We start from the raw sequence: 24,882 nt of genomic DNA on the forward strand, positions 1-24,882 counted from the left end.
TCACTTGGTGCCTGGCCTCGACAAAGCGCCGACGGCGCCGGCTTACGACAGCCCGATGATGTCCCTCGACCGCAGAACCCATCACGGCCGAACATGACCGCCAAGCCCGGGCGGCACCACCACCTCAAGGTCATCCTTTGGGTACGCGTGGTCGAACACCGCGTTAGCGTCACCCTGATCGGGCTTTCCGCACCCGCTGCTCTCGTTGGCGCCACCCTGCCCACGAACCCAGGTACGCCTGGGCCGACGACCCCAACGGCCGCGACTTCCATGGCATCCGACCAGGTGCAGCGACAGGTCGGTAGCACCCGTCAGTCAGCCGCCTGAGACGCGGATCAGTCCGGCGCGCACCCGGCCGCCCGCCGCCGCAACGCGTCGAGGTCGAACACCACGACCGAAAGGCGACTGGTGCGCACCCAGCCCGAGTCACGCAACACACGCAGGGACTTGGTGACGGCCTCCCGTGACGCGCCGATCCAGCCGGCCAGCTCGTCCTGGGACAGCCGGACGGCGACGTGGATACCGTTGTCCACCGGGGTGCCGAACCGTTCGGCCAGTTCCACCAGGCGAGCCGCCACGCGGCCGGTACTGTCCTGGACGCCGAACTCGATTCGTTTGCGGTCGGCGTCACGCAACCGTTCCGCGAGCAGCCGCATGAGTTGGAAGGCGACGCGGCCCTGTTGTTGTAGGTACTCCTGGAATCCGGCCGGTGACATGACGAGTGTGGTGACCGGGTCCAGCGCCTGCACGGTTGCTGAGCGTGGTAGACGGTCTACTGCGGACAGCTCGCCGAGGAGTGCTCCGGGCCCGCGTACCGCGAGCAGGATCTCGGTGCCGGAGGCGCTGTGGCAGGAGGCTTTGACCCGGCCGGCTACGAGGGCGGCGACCCATCCTGATTGGTCGCCTTCGTGGAAGAGGACGTCGCCGCGTTGCCAGTGACGGATGGTGGCGCGTTGGCGGAAGGCGTCACGTTCGCCGTTGGTCAGGGTGCTCCAGAATTCGTTCACTGCTGCACCTGTACTGCGTAGGCCCGGACCAGGCCGGTTCGTCCCTTGACGGTGAGGTCCCCGAGTGGCTCGACCGGGACCTGTGTGTGGGTGGCTCGCCACGTGGAATCGCCGATGACGATCTGGCCGGGGTCGGCCATCGTTTGCAGTCGGGCGGCCACGTTGACCGCGTCGCCCATCGCGTTGAAGCCGCGTAGCTGGTCACTGCCGATGTTACCGACCAGCGCCGGGCCGGTGTTCACGCCGATGCGGAACCGCGGCCAGTCGGGGTGGCCGGCGGCGATCTCGTCCACGGCGCGGCGCATCTGGGTCGCCGCGCGTACCGCTCGTAGCGCGTGGTCGGGCTGCCGGGCTGGGGCGTTGAACAGGGCCAGTAGGGCGTCGCCGACGAACTGCACCACGGTGCCGCCGTTGTCGAGGATGCAGGGAACCGCTACCCCGTGGTAGCGGTTGAGCATGGCCACGATCTCCGCGGGTTCGGCCGCCTCAGAAAACGTGGTGAACCCACGCAGGTCGGCGAAGAGGGCCGTCACCTCGACAACCGAGCCACCCAACGCCGCCTGGTCCGGGTCGGCGATCAACGCGGCCGCGACATCCGGCGACAGGTAGTGCCGAAACAGGGTACCCAGCCGGCGGCTGACCTCCCGCTCCGCCGACAACGCCTGTGCGGCGCGTTCCAGCACCGCGGTCTGCCGCTCGGTCAGCCCGAACCGCTCCCCCAACCCGGCCGCGACCGGGCCGATGTCACCGGTACCGTCACGTTCCCGCTCGGCGAGCGCGGATACCAGTTCCTCCAACGCCGCACTGTACTCGGCCCGAACCGCCCGGATGGTCTGGTCCAACGCCAACCCGTCGAACAAGCCGGCAGACGAACCCTCACGACGGTACTGGACAAACGCGCTGTAGCCGACAAACCCGAACGCCAACGCCAGCAGCACATGCCACTGCCACCACGACAACGCCCACTTGTCGGCCAGCACCACCGTCACCATCGCCTCAGCGAGCAACACGAACGCCGTGATCACACTGATCAACATCGCCGACGGCTGACGCCGATACAGCAGGAAGTACCGCACCGCGGCGACCAACAGCAACGCCACCGACACGGGCGCCAACCAGGCTAGCCACGCGTCCTCCACCGCCGGGTCCGGCCGATCCGACAACGGCGGCATATCCAGCAACGACACCACGCCCCACAGGGCGAGGATCACCGCCAGCTCACCCCAGAAGACATGCCGCGCGCGTAGGATCGCCGCGCCCCGCCGGCCATCCAACGGCAGCGACGAGGCCACCGCGAACACGGCGGCGAAAGCCAGCCCCACCGGTTGCGCCAACTCGAACCCGAGATTCGGATGCTCCACCAGCACCTGCGGCGTGGCCAACCCGTGCAACACAAAAAACCCGGCGCTGGCCACAAACGCCAATGACACGAGGAACAGTCGCGCGTCATGCCGCCGATGCGCCGCCGCGCTGACCATGACGCCGAGCACCAGGTTCACCAGCGCCACCGCAACGATCAAATAGAAATGACCCAACGGGTCATGCCAGTGCACATCAGCCTGCGGACGCGCCACCAGCAGCCACAACCCCAGAAGCGGCAGCGCCATGTGAAACACCCAGACCAGAGCCCGCACCGGCACCGCAACCTGGCGGCCTCGACGACGAGCCGGCCGCGGACGACGCCACCGCCGAGCCAACGAAACGGGAGACCCGGTCAGCTGTCGCCACACACGCTCACCATACGTGCCCCACAACACCCACCACCCGACGGCTATGGGTACTAGTACGCAGACTGGCGCGCCGAACGAGCGTTGACTACCCAGCGTGAAACCCACTCCGCTGTTAACACTGCTCGGCGGCGTCACGCTCGGCGCGGTTGTGCTCGCGCTCAGCGTGCACGCCACCGGTGGGAACGACGAGCCACCAGTCCCGGCCGCCGCCCCCACCGCCACCGCCGTCGCGGGAGCATCCGCCGCACCATCGCCATCCCCGACCCAAACACCCATCAACGCCACCTGGGCAGGACGACTGACCGCCGGCACACTCGCGATCTCGGTACAGGACGGCGTCGCGGTGGCCTACCTGTGCGACGGTGCCGCGATCGAGGCGTGGCTTCAGGGCACCGCCGCGGGCGGACGACTCGACCTGGCTGGCCGTGCCGGCGAGACGCTCAGCGGCACGTTCGGCGAGGGACAGGCCAGCGGCCAAATCAAGATCGACGACCAGGTCCTACCGTTCACCGTGACAGCGGTCACAGCGCCGTCCGGCCTCTACCGGGCCGCCGCGACGGTGCGCGGCGCGCAGGTCGACGGCGGGTGGATCGTGCTCGCCGACGGCACCCAGGTCGGCCTGGTCACTGTGGACGGAATCGCCCAACCCGCGCCACCACTGGACACCGCCACCGGCCGGGTCACCGTCGACGGCGATGTGCTCACCCCGACCCGCCCCAGGGAGTTGTCGTGACCACCCGCAACGAGATTACGACGGACCGCACCGTCGACGAGGGCGCGGGGCGCACTGGCGGCACCAGCCAGCTGACGCTGCTCGGTGTCCCGTTCCTGATCGGCGCCACGGTCGCGGTGACCCTCGGGGTCTACGGCGGTCTGCACGAGCCAACCGGTGTCGCGGTGAACGTGGGCGGCTTCTCCAGTCCACAGACAGTCAAGGTGTGGCTCGCCACCGGCGTGGCCGTGCTCGCGGTGACTCAGCTGCTGTCCGCGCTGTCGATGTGGGGCAAACTCGGCTCACTGGCTCCCAGTTGGGCCGCACTCGTACATCGTTGGTCGGGGCGACTGGCGTTCCTGCTCGCTGTCCCCGTGGCGATCCACTGCCTGTACGCGCTCGGTTTCGCCACCTACGACCTGCGCGTCGTGGCGCACGGGCTGCTCGGCTGCTTCTTCTTCGGCGCCTTCACGGTCAAGATGCTCGCCCTACCGAAGCCGGGCCTGCCTGGTTGGGCCCTGCCGGTGCTGGGCGGCACCGTGTTCACCGCCCTGATCGCGCTGTGGTTTACGTCATCGTTCTGGTACTTCACCACGATCGGAGTCACGCTGTGAGCGAATCGAGGACGGCCGCCGGCAGGCCCGGTGGCGAATTGGCCGGAAACGCCCGGCCGGCAACCGAGGTCGGCAGCAAGGTGCACGGCCCCGACGGCCTGGGCCCAGAAGTGACCACCTGCCCCGACCTACCCGACGGTCAAAACCGCGGGCGACCAGGAGGATGCACATCGCGGCGACGGTGGCTGGCCGGGGTGGGCGCGACCGGGGCGGTCATCCTGAGCGGTTGTGCCACCTACGGCAACTCCGCGCCGGCCACGAATGGCGGCGGGAACACCGGTGGTGGTGACGGCACAGCAGCGGGCGGCGACGCGCCGGACGCGGCCAGCGGTGGGCAGGTGCTGACACAGGCAGCCGAAGTCCCGGTCGGCGGCGGCATGATCCTCGCCGACGCCGGCGTGGTCATCACCCAACCGCAGGAGGGCACGTTCAAGGGATTCTCGGCGACCTGTACGCACCAGGGCTGCACCGTGGCCGAGGTGTCCGACGGGACGATCAACTGTCCTTGCCACGGCAGCAGGTTCTCGGTGGCCGACGGCTCCGTGGTGGGCGGGCCAGCTCCGCGCAGCCTCGACCCACGTGACCTCGTCGTCGAGGGCAGCGACATTCGCCTGGCCTGATGAGCTGCGCACTGCGGGCCGTGCAGATCCCTGATTCGGGCGGGCGCCACCCAGGGCGCCTGCCGTTTTGGCAGGCGCCTGGGGGCACGAGGAGAGCACGACGATGACGGCATCGGAGACGGCAGCGACGGGCGTGATCGAACGGACAGCGCAACTGGTGGACCACGCCCTGCGTGCCTGTGAGGCTTACCAACGCGCAGACCTCGCCACCCGGCTGCGGCAGGCCCGGCGCCGCCTGTACGCCACCGACGTGCACGTGGTGGTGGTCGGCGAGTTCAAGAAGGGGAAGAGCTCCCTGGTGAACGCGCTGGTCGGCACTGATCTGTGCCCGGTTAACGACGGTCCTGCCACCGCGGTTCCCACCCAGGTGCGCTATGGCGAACAGGTGGCCGCGGTGTTGCTGCGCGAGGGTGAACCGCCGGCACGGGAACCGATCGCAGTGGAGGACATCCGCGGACACGTGGTGGAGACCGATGCCGGGTCTGGTTCCACGCCGCCACGCGCGATCGAGGTGAGCCTGCCCCGCAGGCTGCTCGCCGGTGGCCTGGTCCTGGTCGACACGCCCGGCGTGGGTGGCCTCAACTCCGCCCACGCGACGGCCAGCCTGGCGGCGACCTCGATGGCCAACGCGGTCGTCTTCGTCACGGACGCGTCGCAGGAGCTGACCCGCACCGAGGTCGACGTCCTGTACCGGGTGCGGGAGTTGTGTCCCACCGTCATCTGCGTCATGACGAAGACCGACTTCTATCCGGCCTGGCGCAGGGTCCGCGACCTCAACCAGCGGCACGTCGGCACCGACTTCCCGATAATGGCGGTGTCCTCGACGCTGCGGTCCCGTGCGGTAGCTGTCGGAGACAAGGACCTCAACCGCGAGTCCGGCTTCGGGGACCTGGTCACGTTTGTCGCCGACCGGGTTGGCGCGTCGGCGGCGAAGCGTCTGGCGGCCGAGTGCGCCGCGGACGTCGCGAATGCGATGGATCAGATCAGCGCCCAGTTCCGGGCCGAACGGGCGACGCTGGCTGACCCGGATGCCGCCCAACAAATCATCGACGACCTCGCCGCCACCCGAGCCCAGACCGAAGCCCTGCGAGGCGCCGCGGCCCGGTGGAGCCAGACGCTCAATGACGGAATTCTCGACCTGACCGCGGATGTCGATCATGATTTGCGCAGCCGGATACGACAGGTGGTCGAGGACTCGGACGACATGATCGCCGACATCGACCCGGCCGACTCGTGGGACTCGGTGGAGACATGGCTACAGTCGCGAATCGCCGCCGAGGCCCTGGCGAACTACACCATGCTGCGCGACCGCGCTGAGGAACTCAGCTGGGAGGTTGCCGACCACTTCCGGAAGGCATCCGGAACGGCGCTCGAACAGCTCGCCGTCCACGACCCGAGCCGGCTGACGGCCCAGGCCGGCGAGCACAAGGATCTCGACCTGACCAAGATGAAGGTCGGAAAGCAGGCCATGGTGGCATTGAAGAACGCGTACACCGGCGGTCTGATGTTCACGATGCTCGGCAGCCTGCTGGGACTGGGCCTGGGACCGATCGGGCTCGGCATCGGGCTCATCATGGGTCACAAGGGTCTGCGCGACGAAAAGAAGCGCCAGCTGCAGAACCGGCGCAACCAGGCGAAGAACTCGGTGCGGCGCTACTGCGACGAGGTCAACTTCGTCGTCGGAAAGGACTCCCGGGACACGCTGCGCCGAATCCAGCGACAGCTGCGCGACCACTATGCCGCCCTGGCCGAGGATCTCAACAAGTCCACCGCCGAGGCGCTGAGGGCCGCCACCGACGCGGCAAAGACCACCAAGACCAACCGGGCGGCCCGCCTGCGGGACCTCGATGCGGAGCTGGCTCGACTGGCGAAGGTGCGGCAGCTGGCCGGTGCGATCACGGAGGGTACGGCATGACCAGGCCGATCCCCACGAACCTGCTGGACCGCACCCGCGCGGCGCTGAACCGCGCGATAGGTGTCTATCGTGGCACAGCGGACGAGCCGCAGCTGACCGCGATCCGCGACCGCCTCGACGAGCCGCTGCGGGTGGCCATCGCCGGCCGGGTGAAGGCCGGCAAGTCGACGCTGCTCAACGCCCTGGTCGGAGAACGACTGGCGCCGACCGACACGGGCGAGTGCACCCGCGTCGTGACCTGGTACGCCGACGGCCACACCTACCGGGTCACCGCGCACGTCGCTGACCAACCTCCAGCGCAACTGCGGTTCAGCCGTGACGACGGCGCCATCGAGATCGACCTCGCTGGCCGGGCACCGGAGGAGATCGACCACCTCACCGTGACCTGGCCCTCGCAGGCCCTGAGAACCACCACGCTGGTCGACACCCCCGGCATCGGATCCCTGACCGATCGGGTGTCCCGACGGTCCTGGGAACTGCTCGCCGCCGACGGCGCGGCGGAGGAAGCGATGCCAACCGACGCGGTGCTCTATCTCATGCGGCACGTGCACGCCTCCGATATGGAATTTCTCAAGGCTTTTCGGGACAGTGAGGTGTCTCAGCCCAATCCGATAAATGCTGTCGGTGTCCTGTCCCGCGCCGATGAGATCGGGGTCGGCCGGATCGATTCGATGGCGTCGGCGCAACGCATTGCCGCACACCTGACAATGGACCCGAGAATCCGACGGATGGTGCAGACCGTCGTACCCGTTGCCGGCTTGTTGGCCGAGACTGCGGCGACGCTCACCGAGGCCGAGATGGAGCGGCTGCGACGCATCGCGAAGCTGGCGCCCCGCGATGTCGAGGCGCTGCTGCTGTCCGCCGACCGGTTCCGAGAATCGATGCCGGAACTGGGGCTGCCCCTGATCGAGCGAGACGTGCTGCTGGAGCGGTTCGGCCTCTACGGCCTACGACTGGCGGCGGCGATAGTCCGACAACGAGTGGCGCGGACCGCCGCCGAGCTGGCCCGGGAGCTGTCGGAGCGAAGTGGCCTGGTCGAGCTCAGGGCGGTGCTCAACTCACTGTTCTTCGCACGGCGCGACGTGCTCAAGAGCCGATCGGCACTGCTGGCCATTGACGCCCTCACCCGCACCCGCCCCGCACCGGGTAGCGAGGCGACCGCGGCCGAGGTGGAGGAGATCTTGGCTGGCGCGCACCCCTTCAGCGAGCTGCGGGTGCTGACCTCGGTGCGGGCTGGCTGGGTCACCGGCAAGCCCGCCGTCATTGACGACTTGGAGCGGCTCATCGGCGGTCAGGGTGTTGCGCCGCACGTCCGGGTGGGTCTGGAGCCGGACGCGTCGCCGCAGGAACTGACGTCGGCGGTCCACGCCGCGCTCGAACGTTGGCAGATCCGGAGCGAAAGCCCGATGACCAGCCGTGAGATGGCGATTGCCGGCCGGATCGCCGTCCGCTCCTGCGAGGGGATGCTTGCCGCCCTGACCGGCGGCGGCCGGGGCGAATGAACCGGTCAGACACTGTCACCGTCGAATTCGTCGCCCAGCCACGGCTCGTCTGGTTGCTGGGCGCCGTCGACCCTGGCCAGTTCGTGCACCGATTGGCCGGCCCCGCCGATATCCGCGAGGGGTGCCGTAACAATCACTGCCACGCCCACCGGGTCGGTGTCCAGGCCGTGGTCGTGTTCCTCCCCGGCACTCACCTGCGCACCGAGACCGAAGGCCAGGTCGGGGGAGGCATCCGGGTCGCTGCCCGGCTCGGACCACGGCTCACCTTCGACAGCATCGTTCCTTCCGGAGTGCGCCGTAATCGGATCGCTGGACCCGGCAGCGGGATCGCCGTCCAGGTCCGCCATCGGATCACCGCCGTCGACAGTCGGTGCGGTAGCCAACAGGTCCAGACCAGAGCCCCCAGTCGTGTTCGTGTCGCCGAAGCCGCGGTGAGCCATGACTGTCGGGGCGATGTGTTCCGCAAGAGCCGGGTCCGCCACGTCGGCGTAGTGGGAAACCGCCTCGTTGACGAGGTCGGCGGGCAGTCCAGGGTGGCCGTGGACACCGATGAAGGCGTCCGGGTCGGAGGCGTACTCCTGCCGGGCGTTCTCGTTGCCGGCGAGGTCACCGAGCGCGTCGAGAAGTCTGCCCGAATCCATGTCACCCACGGTAGGGATCGTGCCACCGATACCGCAGCGGGGAGATCCCCGATCGACCCCCTAATCGTCGCGGATGGCGGTGGTGACTGACCGCGACGCACGAGCTGTGAACAGATCCCCGCGCAGCACCGACGGTGTCAGGCCGCGAAGCGCGAAGCGTGGGGTGGTGAACCTGCAGGGCGCACACGCTGGAGTAGAGATGTACGTGTTGGGAATTGATCTGGGAACCACCTACACTGCTGCGGCAACGTGGCGGGAGGGGCGGGCGGAAATCGCCCCGCTGGGTACCCGAGCCGCGGTGATCCCGTCCGTGGTGCTGCTACGCGACGACGAGACCTTCCTGGTCGGTGAGACCGCCAGCAGGCGCGGGCTGACCGAGCCACGCCGAGTGGCGCGGGAGTTCAAACGCAGGTTCGGCGACACCACGCCGCTGCTGCTTGGCGGGGTACCGTACTCGCCAGAGGCGCTGATGGCCCGGCTGCTTCGGTCGGTTGTCAACGACGTGGTCCAGCGCGAGGGCGAGGCGCCGGCCAGGATATGCCTGTCGCATCCGGCGAACTGGGGACCTTACAAGACCGACATGCTGTGCCAGGCGGTGCAGCTGGCCAACATCGGGCAGCCGGTCGAGTACACCACCGAGCCGGTCGCCGCGGCTGTCTCGTACGCCCAGCAGGAACGAGTCGATCGGGGTGCCGCCCTGGCCGTGTACGACCTGGGTGGCGGCACGTTCGACGCGGCGGTGCTTCGGCACACCGGGGACGGGTTCGAGATTCTTGGCCAGCCCGAGGGAATCGAGCGGCTCGGCGGTATCGACTTCGACGCAGCGGTGTTCGCTCATGTGGCGGCCGCGATCGGCGGGAAGCTCGCGGTGCTGGACGACGACGACCCGACCGCGATCGCGGCCGTGGCCCGGTTGCGCGGCGAGTGCGTCGAGGCCAAGGAGGCGCTGTCTGCTGATACCGACGTGTCCATCCCGGTGATGTTGCCGAACCTGTCCACCGAGGTCCGCCTGACCCGGGCCGAACTGGAGGCATTGGTACGCCCGGCGCTCTACGATTCCATTGAGGCAATGCGCCGGGCGCTGGTGTCCGCTGGAGTCACGCCAGATGACCTACATTCGGTCCTGTTGGTCGGCGGCTCGTCCCGGATGCCACTGGTCGCGCAGATGGTCGGCGCCGAGTTGGGCCGTCCAGTGGCGGTGGACACCCACCCGAAGCATGCGGTCGCGCTCGGCGCGGCCTGGCTCGCTGCGGGTGGGCTAGCCCGCGCGGCAGGCAGCCGGACGCCTGCACCCCGGCAGGCACCAGCGCAGGTGTCGGCAACGCCCTTGGCCACACCGACCGCAGCTGTCCATCGGGCCGATACCTCGGCGACGGCCGCCATCCCGAGGAACAGGGGCGCGGCAGCACCGCTGGTCCGCGGAGCGGCGGCTGTCAGCGGTGGCCGACGTGGCCGGACCCGGCATTCCGACACCGACCGACCCTCGAACACGAAGAAGCTGTCGGCCAGCCCGGGCCGGTCTCGGTCGCTGACCATCGGCGCCGCGGCCCTCGCTCTGGTGCTGGCACTTGCCGGCGCCGGATACACGATGTTCGGCCACAACGATGCCCCTCCGACAGATCAGGGTGCGACGGTGGCGGCAGTGGCGACAGGTATTCCCAGCGAGGCGGCGCCCCCCGTGGACGAGCAGTGCACCGAGACGATTCGCGCCAACAAACGGTGGGCGTGTCTGACCGCAGCGGTCTTCGACGGTTCCGCCCTCACTCTCCAGGGCGATGTCGGTGTCCCGGAGGGCACGGCCCTGGACGTCAACGGCGGTTTCCATCTGCACATCTTCGGCAGCGATGGCGTCAGCCCGGACCCCGCTGTCATGGGCGCCCACGCCACCGACCAGGAGCAGTGGTACGTCGAGGACAAGCTTCCGTCCGTCGCCACCTGGGGTGATGGCCGGTGGAAAGCGATCGCTTCCTACGCACCTCCTGGTCAGACACTGCCAGACAAGGTGTGTGTGCGGATCGCGGTTGACTGGCACGGGTTGGTCAAGGACACCAACGGCGGGTACGAGACGGGGAACTGCACACCGATCACCGAAGGTTGAGCCGGGGTGCAGGCCCAAGGTCAGATGACCAACCCGGGCGCCGATGCCACGACCGTGATCGTGGGTGTCGACGGTGCCGGACGGAGCCGGCGGATTCGTGATCTCGCCGCCGCACTCGACCGTCCCGTGCGCTGGGTGGCCCTACCCAGCAGTGATGCGGATCTCGACCTGGTACTGACCGACGCCCGGGCTGCGGGCGCCGTGGTGATCGTCGACGATGCTCACCACGGGCAACCGTCCAGCTGGCGCGCCCTGGCCGAGGCCGCGCGCGCTGGCCAGGCGATGCTGATCGCACGGCGGCCGGTGATCCGCGCCGCGGAGCTGGCCGACCTGGACCAGGTCGTCGCGGCGGCCGGCATGGTCGACCAGCTCGGGCCGTTGGACGCCGCCGGTGTCGCCGCGGTCGTCACCGAGGCGGGCGTACTTGAGCCCGACGAGGACACGATCGAGGAGATCCGCACCGCATCGGGTGGGATGGCCGCGGTAGCCGCTTCCCTCGCCACCGCGACGTCCGGGGGCTCGATCGCCACCGCGACGTCCAGGGGCTCGATCGCCACCACGACGTCCAGGGGCTCGGTCCCCGCCGCACTGCGGGCCCGGGTACAGCGCCGCCTCGCGGGCCTTCCCGCCGACGGCACGGCAGTTACCCAGGTGCTTGCGCTACTACTGGACGTCCCGGACTCCGTGGTTGCCCGGGCCGCCGGGGTGACCTTGGCGACGGTCGCGGATACCAGCAACGTCCTACAGGAACTTGGCATGATCGCGCCTGGTTCGGCTTCGATGATTCCGGCCGTCGCAGCGGCGATCCTGACCGACCTACCAGTGGTGGTGCGGCGGCAGTTGCAGGACCGGGTGGCCACCGCCCTCCTGGACTCGGGTGCTGACCCGCTGCTGGTCTCGGTTCAGCTGCGGCGGGCACGTGTCCAGACACCCACGGCAGCGGTCGCCTACACGCATGCCGCTGATCACCTGCGATTTCGCGATCCCGGTGCTGCGGTGTCCTGGTACGACGCCGCGGTCGAGGCGGGCGCACAGCCGGCGGCTGTGGACCTGGGTCGGGCCGAGGCGGCCACCCAGCTCGGGATACCGGTGGACCTGACCGGCGTCAGTGGTGATCCGGCACGGTTGGCCATCGTGGGGGCCGCGATCGCCGCGCAACAGGGACGATGGGACAGAGCAGCAGAGGCACTGGCCGACGCCGACCAGCCAGGTGCGGCCCTGGCCGCCGTGGCCTGGGCCGCGACTGGGCAACCCGAACGTGCTGGTCATGCCGCCCGTCGTGCCCGCACCAAGCCCAGCGGACGGACGCCGGAGGCCCTCGCCCGGCTGGCCGAGGCCGCGGCGGGCCTCGCCAAGCCGGAGGCCATGTTGCCCCTGCTGATCGAGTCTGCCGAGGCCGCGCAGCGCACGCCACCCGACGTCGTGTTGCCCGACTCGCCGCACGCGCTCGGCGCCCTCGTCGCCGGGCTGACCGGTGATGTTTCCACCGCAGAACGACTACTCCTCGCCGGGTTGGCCGCGGGCGTGGGTGGCCCGGTGACCGCCCGCCGACATCAATTGCTCCTGGCGTTCACTCGGATGCGAGCCGGCCGCTACGACAGTGCGGCTGCGGAGCTGGCGCCAGGGCCGGATCCAACTGCCCGGGATCAACTGCTCGCCGCCGCACTCGCGGCGGGGATGGCCCGCCGTAGTGGTGACGTGGCGCGAATGCGCGAGGCATGGAACGGGGTGGAGGCGCAGCTGGCCCGACGCGCGGTGGACCTTTTCGCGATCGAGGTCCTGGAGGAGCTTGTGGTAACGGCGGCGCGGCTGCGCCAGATGGTGCGGGCTCGGCCCGTGATGGACGTACTCGACGATGTCGTCGCACGCGCCGGGGATCCGCCGACGTGGGTTGTCGCCGTGGGCTGGATTCGGGTTCAGGTCGCCGTCGCCCACGAGGATGCGGCTACGGCCGCCACGGTGGCCGGTGAGCTGGCCACGGCAGCTACCCTCGCCGGGCCACGCCAGCGTGCGCAGGGCGCCGCCGCACTGGCCTGGGCCGATGTGCTTGTGGGCAAGGTGGATGTCGACCGCGTCTGCTCGGTCGCTGGGGACCTGGCGACCAACCAGCTGCCCTGGGATGCCTCACGGCTGGTGGGCCAGGCCGCGATTCGCACCACGGATGCGGCGGCGGCACGGCGAATGTTGGAGCACGCGCGGGGCTTGTCTGCCGCAGAGGTCGGCGGAGGCGAGCAGCGCGGGCGGGCTGGGGTGCTGTCCGAACGCGAGATTACGGTCGGCCGCATGGTGCTCGAGGGACGCACCCAACGGGAGATCGGATCCCAACTGTACCTGTCACCGAAGACAGTCGAACACCATGTGGCGCGGATGCGGACCAAACTGGACGCGTCCAGCCGGGCCGAGTTTCTCGCCGCCCTGCGGAAACACCCGGGGGTTGTCGCCTGAGCGGCGACCGTACTTGTCCGTGGGCCGGCTCGCAGCAGCCCCTATTGCCAGAGCGGGCCCGCGGGGGTTTCCCCGATGTCACCGTCAGGGCTCCGCCGGCAGTGTAGGGCTATGCCGGGGCCGACCGGCCGCGGCCAGACAGGGAGCAGACGATGAGCGTTGATGTTAGTGAACTCTTTCGGGACTTCTTTTCCAGGGTCTTCGGTGACCGCGAAGTCGCGGAGAACTTCGTGGCCGACCCGGAGGGCGTGCTCGCAGCAGAGGGCATTGCCGACGCCGACCTCTCCGGGGTCAACGTCGCCCAGGTCGCCGCGGTCGTCGCTCAGGAGTCGGCGCTACCACCGGAAACCAAGGACGCGGTTGCGCAACTCGCCGCTGGTGGTGGGGGCGGTGGAGAACAGAACTCGGGCGACGGCGGGCCGGCGACAGATGGTGGGCAGCCGCCACTGGAACAGATCGTGCAGACCGTCACCGAGCTGGTCACTGTCGTGCACCAGGATATCGACCAGTCGACGAGCTTCTTCGACCAGTCAACGACCATCGACAACTCAGTGGACGTAGACGTGGACGGCGCCAACGCAAGTGTCGTCACCACGGGTGACGGCTCTCAGGTCATCGGCGGCGACAACGACGGTCAGGCCAACACCGGCGATGGAGCCGTCCTCGCCGGCGATGACGTGGGAAACGTCAACACGGGCGAGAACAGCGGGGTCGTCGGCGATGGCGACAACACCTTCGGCGACGGCAATATCGACTTTGGCGGAGGCAACGACCTCGCGAACCTGAACTTCGGGTCGGGCGTTCAGGACCAGTCATCCAACTCGATCGACAACTCGATCAACAACTCCGACCTGTCACAGAACAGCTCCATCGACAACTCCAACAACGAACAGTCGATCGAAAACAACATCACCACCGATATCGACAACTCGGTCAACGACTCGAACAACGAGGACTCGAACAACTCGATCGACGCCGAATTCAACGAGGACTCGAACAACTCGATCGACGCCGACCTCAATAACGTCGCCAACAGCTTCGATACTGAACTCGACACGGCGCCTGTCCCGGCGTTCGCCCCCCAGGATGCACTCGCACTCAACGCCGACGACAACACTGACGAGCCAGCGGCTCTCTGAGGCGGGCATGCGACTGGTGAGGTCCCCGGCCGGTTGGCCAGGTCGGGGACTCCGTCGGTCGCGTGTCTCGTCGGCCTGCTGGCCTCCGCCCCCGTTGACTAACCCCTCGACGGGGACGGCCAACCGAATCCGGTCCTGCACCGCGCGTTCTGCCGTCCGGCGCAGCCCGCCAGCAGCGCGGCGGTGGCAAGCAGGGCGACCAGTAGCAGCCGTCGTACGGCCTACTCCCTTCGGGTCACGGGGCGCCGACTCGCGGCCGGCCCGCACCGGCCGGGTGTTCCCACCACGGCCGGTACGGCCACGCCCGTTCGCTCAGATTCGGATCCACAGCGACGGCACGTGCGGCGGCTCCCACCCGGGTGTCGCGGTGTGCGCCTGCCGAGCCCGGTAGCTCACCCCGTCGTACGTCACCTCGTCACCGACCTGGTAGACGGTGCCGACCTGCCAGCTTCCCGGCGCGGGAGTCCCGGTCGAGGTCGGAGACGGCGTACCGGTCGGGGTCGGTGCGGCGGTGCCCGTCGGTGAGGCCGTCGGCGTCGGCGTCGGCGTCGGCGTCGGCGAAGAGCTACCGTCGATATTCACGTCGATGCAGGAGTAGAACGCCATTGGAGTATCGGCGATGTTCCACACCGCGAGGACCTTCTGCCGGCCTACGTAGTCGCCCAGGTCGACCGGGTGCGAGAGCGTGGACGGCGGCTGCACGCCACCACCGTCGAAGGTGGCCAACAGCTCGTCGCCGATGAAGTACTCCCAGTTACTGGTCTTGTGCGGGGCGGTCTTGATCCAGTCGAAGGTGACCGACCGGCCGACCGTGGCCGCGGGCCAGGCCCGGCTCTCATCGTCGAGCACGGCGAACTCGGAGATGCCGCCACTGCAGCTCGTCAGGCCTTTTGGCCCTTCGACGCTCTGCGGCTCGAACGCGATGGGCCCACAGTCGGGTACCGAACCCTGGGCGCAGAGCGCCTGACGGCTGGGCGGTCCTGAAACGTAGCCATGCGCCTGGACGGGTGCGGCGACGGCCATCGTGGCCGTGACAGCTCCCATCGTCATCAATGGCAGGACGAAGCGCTTTCGCATGGTACAACTCCCTCGGATATCTTCGACTCCGAAGGGCGCCACGCTAGCCACAGGCCGCCTGAACAGCAATAACAGCCCGCGTTCTTCCAGCTTTTCTGGCACCGGATCAGATCACATGTCTGCTTTTTCAGGGCGCCTGATTCGTCGGCCGGATAGGCGGACAGCACCGGATGCACGATTTCCGTAGACCAAGGTATGTCGTCGGCCTAATGCGCCTGGCACCCGAGCCTGTCCGGACGGGCCGCCCCGGGGGCAGACCCGGTCCACCGTGATGATCATCACGGCGTGCCGACTCTCCCCTCACCGAAGGGTAGGGTTCGACCCCGGTCGTCGAGGTGCGGCTGCTGGCCCCTCACGGCCGTCGCCGGGCAACGTTGCCTGGAATGGTCCGGATTGTCCGACCGGAAATGCTGTGTACGAACTTCGCCATGTCCCGAGCGGGATCCGGCGACACGTGTGCGCCCCCGCGCACACCCGAGCGGAAACGGCTGTATGTCTTCTGAACTGCCCGCGGTCACCCGGCCGCGCCTGTCCCGCCCGTCCTGGCTGACACCGAAGGTTCTTCGTACCGAGGTGCTGGCCGGTCTGGTCGTCGCCCTGGCGCTGATCCCCGAGGCGATCAGCTTCTCGATCCTCGCCGGGGTCGACCCCCGCGTCGGGCTGTTCGCCTCCTTCACCATGGCGGTCGTCATCGCGATCTGTGGCGGCCGACCGGCGATGATCTCCGCGGCGACCGGGGCGATCGCTCTGGTCGTGGCGCCGCTGGCGAAGGAGCACGGGCTGGACTACCTGATCGCCGCGGTCATCCTCGGCGGTATCTTCCAGGTGCTGCTGGCCCTACTCGGGGTCGCGAAACTGATGCGGTTCATCCCCCGCAGCGTGATGGTCGGCTTCGTCAACGCGCTGGCCATCCTCATCTTCTCCGCCCAGGTGCCGTATCTGCTCGGGGTGCCGTGGCTGGTCTACCCGCTGGTCGGCCTGGCCCTGGCGATCATGATCGGGCTACCCCGGATCACTCGGGCCGTACCCGCCCCGCTGGTGACGATCATCGTCCTGACCGGGATCACCGTCACCGCTGGCATCGCCGTACCGACCGTCGGCGACCAGGGTGAGCTGCCCAACAGCCTGCCCACCCTCGGGCTGCCGCAGATCCCGTGGACCGCCGACACCCTGGCCCTGATCGCTCCGTACGCCCTCGGCATCGCGCTGGTCGGGCTGATGGAGTCGCTGATGACCGCCAAGCTGGTGGACGACATCACCGACACCCACTCCAACAAGACCCGCGAGTCCTGGGGACAGGGCGTCGCCAACATCGTCACCGGCTTCTTCGGCGGCATGGGTGGCTGCGCGATGATCGGTCAAACGATGATCAACGTCAAGGCGTCTGGCGCGCGGACCCGGCTGTCGACCTTCCTCTCCGGCGTGTTCCTGCTCATTTTGGTGGTCAGCCTGGGTGACGTGGTCGCCGCGATCCCGATGGCGGGCCTGGTCGCCGTGATGATCATCGTCTCGGTCTCGACGTTCGACTGGCACTCGGTGGCCCCGGCCACGCTGAAGCGGATGCCCTGGGGCGAGACGCTGGTCATGGTCGCCACCGTCGCCACGACCCTGGTCACCCACAATCTCGCCATCGGCGTGGTCATCGGCGTCCTCACCGCCATGGTCATCTTCGCCAACCGGGTCGCGCACCTGGTCGAGGTCACCAGCGTGCTGGACCCCGACGGCCGGAGCCGCATCTACTCGGTGCACGGCGAGTTGTTCTTCGCCGCCAGCAACGACCTGGTCTACCAGTTCGACTACGCCAACGACCCGCAGCACGTGGTGATCGACATGACCCACGCCCACGTCTGGGATGCCTCATCGGTCGCGGCGCTGGACGCGATCACCACCAAGTACGCGGCTCGCGGCAAGACCGTGGAGATCATCGAACTGAACCAGCCCAGTGCCGCTATCCACGGCAACCTGGCCGGCACCCTCGGCGGGGGCCACTGATGCCCGGCTCGGTGCCCGGTGGTCCCGCACCCAGGGCCACCGGGCGCCCAACCGGCGCCAGGCCGCTGATGCGAATCGGCGCGGTGGCCGAGCGGGTCGGGCTGAGCATCCGCACCATCCGCCACTACGAGGACGCCGGGCTGATCATCCCGTCGGCGCGCAGCGAGGGCGGCTTCCGCCTCTACACCGACGCCGACCTGGAGCGTCTCGCGGTGGTCAAGCGGATGAAACCGCTCGGGTTCAGCCTCGACGAGATGCGGGCGCTGCTCGCCGTCCTGGACGCCCTGGTCACTGCCGGTGCCGCCGACCGGCCCGCCCTGCTCGACCGGCTCGGCCTCTTCCACACCGTCGCTGCCACCCGGGTGGAGACGCTACGCGAACAGCTCCGCACCGCGGAGGGCTTCGCCGGTGCCCTGCGCCACCAGCTCGACCAACACCGGGCTCACCACTGACCCGGGGCGGGGTCGGACCGGACGGAACCGGCCCGTTCGGCCGCGGTGGCGCTGCTGGTCCGGGTGGCGCTGCTGGTCAGGGCTTGCGGGCAACCCCGCAGTAGCCGTCCACGACCTTCGGGGAGCCGTTCTCCGGCCGCCAGCGCCCCAGTGGCACGACACCCGGCTCGACCAGGTCAAGGCCGTCGAAGAAGGCGGTGAAGTCGGCGACCTCGCGCAGGTGGTACGGTGCCGCACCGCTCTCGTTGTACTGCCGGTGGGACTCGATCACCCGCTCACTGGTGGCCGTGCCGTCGGACATCGCCAGGAAGCTGCCCGCCGGCAGGGACGAGACCAGCGCGCGTACGGCGTCCCGCGCCTGGGCGGGATCCGCGACGTGGCCCATCACCCCCAACATCATCAAGCCGACCGGCTCACTGAGGTCCAGCGTCGCCCGGGCCTCCCGGATGACCCGTTCCGCATCGTGCAGGTCGGCGTTGAGGTACTGGGTGGCACCCGCCGGGTCGCTGGTCAGCAGCACCCGGGCGTGCGCGAGAACCATCGGATCGTTGTCGACGTAGACGACGCGGGTCGGCGGGGCGATCCGTTGGGCGACCTGGTGGGTGTTGTCGGCGGTCGGCAGGCCGGTGCCGACATCGAGGAATTGGCGGATGCCCGCCTCGGCGGCGAGATAGGTCACCGCCTGCCGCAGGAACACCCGGGAGTAGCGAGCGGCCTCGACGATCTCCGGGAAGATCGCTCGAACCTGGTCGCCGGCCGCCCGGTCGGACGCGAAGTTGTCCTTGCCGCCCAACCAGTAGTTCCACACCCGCGCCGAGTGCGGCACCGACACATCCAACGTGGAGGGAACGGCTCCGGTCCGCCGCGGGCCGGTTTGCTGCTCGGCAGTCTGCTGCTCGGCCTGGTTCTGCGACACGTCAACCCCCCCGGTTGTCAGCTACGCCAACGGTCAGGCCGTAGCGTAGCGACACCAGGGCCCTTCCGTGGTACCGCGAATCCATGCCAGCGGACGGCGATCCGGGGAGAGCTGCCCAGCGGCAGCCGGTCGAGAAACAGCTGTGCGGTGGCGCCGGTGTGTTACCGGCGCCACCGCACAGGGTGTTACGAAAGATGTGTCAGCTCTGCGGCAGCCAGGCCTCAACCTTGTCCTGGTTGGCCTCGACCCACTTCTCAGCCGCCTCCTCCGGCGACATGTTGTCCTGGGCGATGTACCGGGCCACCAGGTTCTGGTCCTCGTTGGTCCAGTTGAAGTTGTCGACCAGCTGGTAGGCGGGTCCGTTGGCGTCGGCGAACGACTTGCTCACGATCTTGTCGAGGTCGTACACCGGGTAGTCGCAGGCGACCTTCTCCGGGTCGGCGTCGCAGCCCTCCTGGTACTCGGGCAGGTCCACCTTCACCAGTTCGACCTCGGAGAGGAACCACTGCGGGTCGTAGAAGTAGCCGAGCACCGGCTCCTTCTTCTCCTCCGCCTGACGGAACGCCTGGATCAGGGCCGGCTCACTGCCCGCGTAGACCACGTTGTAGTCCAGCCCCAGGTTCTTGACCAGCGCTTCGTCGTTGGTGACGAAGGACGGGTCACCGTCGAGCAGCTGTCCCTTGCCGCCGGACTCCGTGGTCTCGAAGAGGGAGGCGTACTTGTTCAGGTTGTTCCAGTCGGTGATGTCGGGGTACTCCTCGGCCATCCATGGCGGCACGTACCAACCGATGACCCCCTCGACACCGGTCGAACCGGCGCTCACCGCGGTCTTCTGATCCTCGATGTACTTCTGCCTGAGGTCGTCGTGGCCCCAGTTCTCCACGATCGCGTCCACCTGGCCGGTGCCGAAGCCCTGCCAGGCGATCTCCTCCTTGAGGTCCTTCTTGACGACCTTGCAGCCGAGTTCGGTCTCGGCGACGTGGGCGATGACGGCCGCGTTCGCCTCGTACCCGACCCAGGGGTTGATCGCGATGGTGAAGGTGCCGCAGTCACCCGAGTCGGCGGCATCCGTCGACTCGATCTTGGAACCACCGCACGCGGTGAGCGTGAGAGCCGCCACCGTGGACAGCGAGACGCCCGCCAGGACCCTCTTGTTGACAATGGATCTCATTTACTGTCACCCTCCCAAGGTGTTGTTCGTCGGTCAACTCCGATTCCGCGGTCCCGGCGCACCGGAACGGCGGATGAGTCACGTCTGGTTGGCACTGGGGGCAGGCTCCGACCGCTGCGCGGCAGCCCGCGCGATCCGGTCCAGCATGATCCCGAGTACGACGATCGCGACGCCCGCCGCGAGGCCCTTGCCGTAGAGCTGCCCCTGCGAGAAACCGGCGACGACCTCGTAGCCGAGCGCACCGGCCCCGACCAGGCCACCGATAACCACCATCGACAGCACGTAGATGAGCCCCTGGTTGGTGGCGAGCAGCAACGACTGCCGCGCCATCGGCAGTTGGACCTTCGTGATGGTCTGCCAGGTGTTGGAGCCCGCGGCGGTCGCCGCCTCCACCGTCGACTCCGGAATGGCGCGCACCCCGTCCGCAACGATCTTGATGGCGACCGGCGCGGCGTAGACGACACCGGCGACGATAGCGCTGAAGCGGCTCACCGAGAAGAGGGCGACGACCGGAATCAGGTAGACGAAGGCCGGCATGGTCTGCCCGGCGTCCAGGACCGGCCGGATGACCCGATCGGCCCGGTTACTCCGGCCCATCCACACGCCGACGACCACTCCCAGCGTCACCACCAACAGCGTGGCCACCAGCGTCATGGCCAGCGTGACCATGCTGGCGTTCCACAGCCCACTGCCGACCAGCAGCCCCACACAGACCGCGGCGACGGCGGCGGCCCGCAGGTTGCCGATCAGCGCGGCGAGCAGCACGATCACCGCACCCATCAACCACCAGGGCGACTCGGCCAGCAGCGCCTCCAACGGATTGAGCAACGCGATGGTCACGCCGTCCTTCACCGCCGCGGTCAGATCCGCGAGGTTGTGCTGCGCCCACGTCGTCACCGTGGTCGCCCCCTGCGACAGATACTCGCCGAGCTGGCCGCCCTCCGGGAACTCAGAGGCCCACAGGTAGGTGTAGGACAGGTACGAGCAGACCGCGGCGACCAGCCCGAACCCGGCCAGGAGCAGCCGGCGGATCCGGGGATTGAGTTCACCGCCCCCCTGCTCGGCGCGGACGCTGGCCGCTGTCGTGACCCGGTCCAGGACGATAGCCATCACCACGATCGCCACCCCCGCGTTGAACGCGGTACCGACGTCGAGGGTCTGCAGGGCCTTGATCACCGTCTTACCGAGGCCGGGAGCGTCGATCAGGGCCGCGACGGTCACCATCGCCAACGCCGCCATGATCGTCTGGTTGACACCGAGCACGATCGTCCGCTTCGACAGCGGCAGGAGCGCCTTGGTCAACCGCTGCCGCCGGGTCGCGCCGAACGAGTCGGTGGCTTCCACCGGCGGTCCGGGCACGGAACGGATTCCGTGCGCGGTGATCCGGATCGCCGGCGGCATGGCGTAGATCAGCGTCGCGATCGTCGCGGAGGCCGGGCCGATCAGGAACACCAGGGTCAGTGGCGCGAGGTAGACGAAGGTCGGCATCGTCTGCATGAGGTCCAACACCGGAGTGATCAACCGGTGGAACCGATCCGACACCCCGGCCAGAACGCCCAGCGGAATGCCGAACAACAGCGACACGAAGACCGCCACCAACGTCAGCGCCAGCGTGTCCATGCTCTCCTGCCACAGCCCCTGCAGGCCGAAGAGAGTGAACCCGCCCGCGGCGAGCAGCGCCACCCGCCAGTTGGCGAACGCCCAGGAGGCGTAGGAGGCGAGCGCCACCACACCCAGCCAACCGAGCACCGGCACCGGCCGCCCGTACGCCGGTTGCGCGATGAGCCCCTGAACGAAGGTCACCAACGCGTCCATCACCGCGCGGATCTCGTTGAAGAAGTACAGGAAGAGCGGGTTGCTGTTCCGGCTGGCGCCAACCGAGTCGTTGACGTCGTTGAGCCAGTGGTGCAGCTCGGTCAGCGTGGCCCGGGGCAGCTCCAACATGTCCTGGCCGCGCAGCAGGGTCCAGGCGACGAGCCAGAGCGCGAGGACACCCACCACCGCGAGCGGCTTGGTGATTCGTCGACGTGGGGTGGTTCGCGTTGACGCGCCGGTCATGGTCGTCGTGGCCATTAGGCGCCCGCCTGATTGCCGGCGACGATGTCGAGGACCTCCTCATGGCCGACCACGCCCAGCAGTTCCCCGTTCTCGACGACCCGCACCGGCCGATCGGCGGCGAGCACCGTGCGGACCGCGTCCCGCACGATCACCCCCGGACCCAGTTCGGGGCCGTCCAGCTGATCGGCGGCCCGGGACGGACGCATGATCCACCGCAGGGTGAGGACATCGGCGCGGGGCACGTCCTGGACGAAGTCGCGCACGTAGTCGTCGGCCGGCGCCCCGACCAGTTCGTCCCCGGTCCCGGCCTGCACCACGTTGCCGTCGCGCATGAGCAGAATCCGGTCGCCGAGCTTGAGCGCCTCGGAGAGGTCGTGCGTGATGAAGACCATCGTCTTGCCGACCTGGCGGTGCAGCCGGATGACCTCGTTCTGCATGTCGCGCCGGATCAGCGGGTCCAGCGCGGAGAACGGCTCGTCGAAGAAGAGCACGTCCGGATCACCGGCCAACGCCCGCGCCAACCCGACGCGCTGCTGCATCCCGCCGGAGAGCTGGTCCGGGTACGCGTTCTCGTAGCCGTCGAGGCCCACCAGTTCGATGACCTCGGTCGCCCGGCGGATCCGCTCGGCGCGGCCGGCACCCCGGATCTCCAGGCCATACCCGACGTTGTCGACCACCGTTCGGTACGGCAGGAGACCGAAGTGCTGGAAGACCATCGAGAACTTCCGGCGCCGGAGCTCCCGCAGCCGCCTCTTGTCGGCACGCAGGATGTCCTCGCCCTCGAAGACCACCTCCCCCGCGGTCGGCTCGATCAGCCGGGTCAGACAGCGCACCAGCGTGGACTTGCCGGAGCCGGAGAGCCCCATCACGACGAAGACCTCACCGGGCGCGACGTCGAACGACACCTCCCGTACCGCGGCGGTACACCGGGCCCGCTCCCGCAGCTCCCGCCGGGACAGCGCCGCGAGCTCGGCCGAGTCGGGCACCCGCTCCGCGTTCGGGCCGAACACCTTCCACAGGTTCCGGACCGAGATCACCGGAGTCTGGGCTGCAATGACCTGCCCGCGCGGCTCAACCGCCGTCTCCGTGCTCATGCGGCCCACCCCGCCCGGTCGCAACGCCGCGACCTCGGCACGCCCCGGCAGCACCGGGGTGCGCACGCGGGGATGGGCCCGCCGGGACGGCGGTGATAGTCGGTTGGGACAGACATGGCTGACTCGTCTCTTTCCTTGGGCGACGGTTACGGGATGGCGCGGGGGCGCTAGCCGCGGAACCAGTGCTGCGGGCGGGGATCGGTGTTCTGCCAGATGTGCTTCATTTCCCGGTACTCGTTGAGCCCGGTCGGGCCCAGCTCGCGGCCGTTGCCGGACTGCCGGAAGCCGCCCCACTCCGCCTTGGGTACGTACGGGTGGTAGTCGTTGATCCAGATCGTGCCGTGCCGTAGCCGCTGCGCGACGCGCTGGGCACGGCTGGCGTCGCTGGTCCAGACCGCGCCGGCGAGGCCGTAGTGGGTGTCGTTGGCGATGCGCACCGCCTCGTCCTCGTCGGTGAAGGTCTCGACGGTGAGGACCGGACCGAAGGACTCCTCGCGGACCACGGACATGCCCGCACGACAGCCGTCAAGCACCGTCGGAAGGTAGTAGAAGCCGTTGGCGAGGCGGTCCTCGTCGGGGCGACGGCCGCCACAGCGCAGCACCGCCCCCTCGGCGATTCCAGCCTCGACATACGACTCCACCTTGGACAGGTGGGCGGCGGAGATCAGTGGGCCGGTCTCCGCGTCGGCGTCGAAGGGCCCACCGAGACGAATCCGACGGGCGCGATCCACGACCGCGTCCACGAAGGCGTCGTGGATGGACTCCTCGACCACGAGCCGGGTACCCGCCGAGCAGACCTGACCCGAGTGCAGGAACACCGCGGTGAGCGCGAAGTCCACGGCGGCGTCGAAGTCGGCGTCGGCGAAGACGACGTTCGGGTTCTTGCCGCCGAGTTCGAGCGTCACCCGCTTCACCGTCGCCGCTGCCGCCGCCATCAGGCCACGCCCGGTCTGCAGGCCCCCGGTGAACGAGACCAGGTCCACGTCCGGGTGCTCGGCCAGCGGCGCGCCTACCTCGGCACCGGCGCCGAGGACCAGGTTGGCCACGCCCGGCGGCAGCCCGGCCTCGTCCAGCAGCCGCATCAGCAGGATCGCGGTCGAGGGGGTCAGCTCGCTGGGCTTGAGGACGAAGGTGTTTCCGGCGGCGAGCGCCGGGGCGACCTTCCACGAGGTCTGCAGCAACGGGTAGTTCCAGGGCGTGATCAGCCCGCACACACCGATCGGCTCGTACTCGACCCGACTGATCGCGTCGCTGCGCCCGGTGTCCACGACGCGTCCGCCGTCGGTGTCGGCGAGGCCCGCGTAGTACCGGAAGCAGGCGGTCACGTCGTCGATGTCGTACTCGCTCTCCACCAGCCGTTTACCGGTGTCGAGCGACTCCGCGCGGGCGAACTCCTGCTTGTCCCGCTGGAGGAGGTCGGCGACCCGGTGCAGCAGCGCACCACGTTCGCCGGCCGGGGTTCGCGGCCACGGCCACGGCCCCTCGTCGAACGCCTTCCGGGCCGCGCGGATCGCCGCGATCGTGTCGTCCCGGGTCCCCTCGGCGACGGTGACCACCGAGGTGCCGTCGGCCGGGCAGCGGATCTCTCGGCGCCCGCCGGCTACCGACTCCCGCCACTCTCCATCGATGTAGAGGTCCTTCACGCGCAACTCCCCGATGCACTCGTCGAGTGGTTCCCTGGTCCAGCTCTGCCTTCGCG

At 68.9% G+C, this 24,882-nt stretch carries 18 protein-coding genes and 1 pseudogene; 10 read left to right on the forward strand and 9 right to left on the reverse strand.

Going from position 1 to position 24,882, the window contains the following annotated elements:
- Positions 1-335 precede the first annotated feature (335 nt).
- Both B118_RS0110535 and B118_RS0110540 read right to left on the reverse strand, forming a co-directional pair.
- Positions 336-1,007 carry a Crp/Fnr family transcriptional regulator gene (locus tag B118_RS0110535; protein ID WP_018828390.1) on the reverse strand — a complete coding sequence of 224 codons (672 nt, stop codon included), beginning with the start codon at positions 1,005-1,007 and terminating at the stop codon, positions 336-338.
- Entirely contained in the window at positions 1,004-2,614 is a 1,611-nt protein-coding gene (locus B118_RS0110540; protein ID WP_196230321.1) for an adenylate/guanylate cyclase domain-containing protein, read from the reverse strand. Before B118_RS0110540 ends, B118_RS0110535 begins: the two co-directional genes overlap by 4 nt.
- A 217-nt stretch (positions 2,615-2,831) precedes the next feature.
- On the opposite strand from B118_RS0110540, the gene B118_RS0110545 reads away from it, so the two are divergent.
- The 5 genes from B118_RS0110545 (at position 2,832) to B118_RS0110565 (ending at position 8,100) form a co-directional block, all read left to right on the forward strand.
- Positions 2,832-3,470: a hypothetical protein gene (locus B118_RS0110545; protein ID WP_027645920.1), complete on the forward strand. Its 639-nt coding sequence runs from the start codon at positions 2,832-2,834 to the stop codon at positions 3,468-3,470.
- On the forward strand, positions 3,467-4,063 hold the full coding sequence (locus tag B118_RS0110550) for a DUF6529 family protein (RefSeq protein ID WP_027645921.1): 597 nt from the start codon (positions 3,467-3,469) through the stop codon (positions 4,061-4,063). The genes B118_RS0110545 and B118_RS0110550 overlap by 4 nt, the downstream gene beginning before the upstream one ends.
- Positions 4,060-4,683 carry a Rieske (2Fe-2S) protein gene (locus B118_RS0110555; RefSeq protein ID WP_026270449.1) on the forward strand — a complete coding sequence of 208 codons (624 nt, stop codon included), beginning with the start codon at positions 4,060-4,062 and terminating at the stop codon, positions 4,681-4,683. The genes B118_RS0110550 and B118_RS0110555 overlap by 4 nt, the downstream gene beginning before the upstream one ends.
- 103 nt (positions 4,684-4,786) lie before the next feature.
- On the forward strand, positions 4,787-6,598 hold the full coding sequence (locus tag B118_RS0110560) for a dynamin family protein (protein WP_027645922.1): 1,812 nt from the start codon (positions 4,787-4,789) through the stop codon (positions 6,596-6,598).
- A complete protein-coding gene (locus B118_RS0110565) occupies positions 6,595-8,100 on the forward strand; it encodes a dynamin family protein (protein ID WP_028192746.1) in 1,506 nt (501 codons plus the stop codon). The genes B118_RS0110560 and B118_RS0110565 overlap by 4 nt, the downstream gene beginning before the upstream one ends.
- A 5-nt stretch (positions 8,101-8,105) precedes the next feature.
- Here B118_RS0110565 and B118_RS0110570 read toward each other — a convergent pair whose 3' ends face one another.
- Positions 8,106-8,741 carry a hypothetical protein gene (locus B118_RS0110570; protein WP_027645924.1) on the reverse strand — a complete coding sequence of 212 codons (636 nt, stop codon included), beginning with the start codon at positions 8,739-8,741 and terminating at the stop codon, positions 8,106-8,108.
- 166 nt (positions 8,742-8,907) lie between these two features.
- Here B118_RS0110570 and B118_RS0110575 point away from each other — a divergent pair, with 166 nt between their 5' ends.
- The 3 genes from B118_RS0110575 to B118_RS0110585 all read left to right on the forward strand — a co-directional run bounded on the left by B118_RS0110575 (position 8,908) and on the right by B118_RS0110585 (position 14,423).
- The gene (locus B118_RS0110575) at positions 8,908-10,839 is read left to right on the forward strand and encodes an Hsp70 family protein (RefSeq protein WP_238323898.1); all 1,932 of its coding nucleotides are present in this window, start codon (positions 8,908-8,910) and stop codon (positions 10,837-10,839) included.
- Between the two features lie 6 nt (positions 10,840-10,845).
- Positions 10,846-13,284 carry a helix-turn-helix transcriptional regulator gene (locus B118_RS0110580; protein ID WP_028192748.1) on the forward strand — a complete coding sequence of 813 codons (2,439 nt, stop codon included), beginning with the start codon at positions 10,846-10,848 and terminating at the stop codon, positions 13,282-13,284.
- Between the two features lie 152 nt (positions 13,285-13,436).
- On the forward strand, positions 13,437-14,423 hold the full coding sequence (locus B118_RS0110585; protein WP_018810225.1) for a hypothetical protein: 987 nt from the start codon (positions 13,437-13,439) through the stop codon (positions 14,421-14,423).
- A gap of 315 nt (positions 14,424-14,738) precedes the next feature.
- On the opposite strand, the pseudogene B118_RS0110590 reads toward B118_RS0110585, so the two are convergent.
- Positions 14,739-15,500, reverse strand: a pseudogene (locus B118_RS0110590) (lytic polysaccharide monooxygenase); the annotation flags it as partial.
- 492 nt (positions 15,501-15,992) lie between these two features.
- Between B118_RS0110590 and B118_RS0110595 the strand changes: the two are divergent.
- Positions 15,993-17,492: a SulP family inorganic anion transporter gene (locus tag B118_RS0110595; RefSeq protein ID WP_018220380.1), complete on the forward strand. Its 1,500-nt coding sequence runs from the start codon at positions 15,993-15,995 to the stop codon at positions 17,490-17,492.
- Positions 17,492-17,944 (forward strand): MerR family transcriptional regulator, encoded by a 453-nt coding sequence (locus B118_RS0110600; protein ID WP_026185281.1) that lies wholly within the window; start codon positions 17,492-17,494, stop codon positions 17,942-17,944. Before B118_RS0110595 ends, B118_RS0110600 begins: the two co-directional genes overlap by 1 nt.
- A 76-nt stretch (positions 17,945-18,020) precedes the next feature.
- Here B118_RS0110600 and B118_RS0110605 read toward each other — a convergent pair whose 3' ends face one another.
- From B118_RS0110605 to B118_RS0110625, 5 genes are all read right to left on the reverse strand, one after another.
- Positions 18,021-18,860 (reverse strand): SAM-dependent methyltransferase, encoded by an 840-nt coding sequence (locus B118_RS0110605; RefSeq protein ID WP_027645928.1) that lies wholly within the window; start codon positions 18,858-18,860, stop codon positions 18,021-18,023.
- Positions 18,861-19,059: 199 nt separating this feature from the next.
- Positions 19,060-20,031 carry an ABC transporter substrate-binding protein gene (locus tag B118_RS0110610; RefSeq protein WP_018220383.1) on the reverse strand — a complete coding sequence of 324 codons (972 nt, stop codon included), beginning with the start codon at positions 20,029-20,031 and terminating at the stop codon, positions 19,060-19,062.
- A 78-nt stretch (positions 20,032-20,109) separates the two neighbouring features.
- Complete coding sequence (locus B118_RS0110615) at positions 20,110-22,104, reverse strand: ABC transporter permease (protein ID WP_018220384.1); 1,995 nt, start codon at positions 22,102-22,104, stop codon at positions 20,110-20,112.
- Positions 22,104-23,183, reverse strand: a complete 1,080-nt coding sequence (locus B118_RS0110620) for a quaternary amine ABC transporter ATP-binding protein (protein WP_018815770.1) — start codon at positions 23,181-23,183, stop codon at positions 22,104-22,106. Before B118_RS0110620 ends, B118_RS0110615 begins: the two co-directional genes overlap by 1 nt.
- Positions 23,184-23,350: 167 nt before the next feature.
- The gene (locus B118_RS0110625) at positions 23,351-24,826 is read right to left on the reverse strand and encodes an aldehyde dehydrogenase family protein (protein WP_018220386.1); all 1,476 of its coding nucleotides are present in this window, start codon (positions 24,824-24,826) and stop codon (positions 23,351-23,353) included.
- Positions 24,827-24,882: the final 56 nt, after the last annotated feature.

It is taken from the genome of Salinispora pacifica CNR114 (assembly GCF_000514775.1).
In the GTDB taxonomy this organism is placed as follows: domain Bacteria; phylum Actinomycetota; class Actinomycetes; order Mycobacteriales; family Micromonosporaceae; genus Micromonospora; species Micromonospora pacifica.

What these genes read in the sequence shown, in the direction of transcription:
- B118_RS0110540 (WP_196230321.1), bottom strand. Translation starts at nt 2,614, where the DNA reads ATGGCGCTGCCGCTTCTGGGGTTGTGGCTGCTGGTGGCGCGTCCGCAG.
- B118_RS0110560 (WP_027645922.1), top strand. Translation starts at nt 4,787, where the DNA reads ATGACGGCATCGGAGACGGCAGCGACGGGCGTGATCGAACGGACAGCG.
- B118_RS0110565 (WP_028192746.1), top strand. Translation starts at nt 6,595, where the DNA reads ATGACCAGGCCGATCCCCACGAACCTGCTGGACCGCACCCGCGCGGCG.
- B118_RS0110570 (WP_027645924.1), bottom strand. Translation starts at nt 8,741, where the DNA reads ATGGATTCGGGCAGACTTCTCGACGCGCTCGGTGACCTCGCCGGCAAC.
- B118_RS0110585 (WP_018810225.1), top strand. Translation starts at nt 13,437, where the DNA reads ATGAGCGTTGATGTTAGTGAACTCTTTCGGGACTTCTTTTCCAGGGTC.
- B118_RS0110595 (WP_018220380.1), top strand. Translation starts at nt 15,993, where the DNA reads ATGTCTTCTGAACTGCCCGCGGTCACCCGGCCGCGCCTGTCCCGCCCG.
- B118_RS0110600 (WP_026185281.1), top strand. Translation starts at nt 17,492, where the DNA reads ATGCCCGGCTCGGTGCCCGGTGGTCCCGCACCCAGGGCCACCGGGCGC.
- B118_RS0110610 (WP_018220383.1), bottom strand. Translation starts at nt 20,031, where the DNA reads ATGAGATCCATTGTCAACAAGAGGGTCCTGGCGGGCGTCTCGCTGTCC.
- B118_RS0110615 (WP_018220384.1), bottom strand. Translation starts at nt 22,104, where the DNA reads ATGGCCACGACGACCATGACCGGCGCGTCAACGCGAACCACCCCACGT.
- B118_RS0110620 (WP_018815770.1), bottom strand. Translation starts at nt 23,183, where the DNA reads ATGAGCACGGAGACGGCGGTTGAGCCGCGCGGGCAGGTCATTGCAGCC.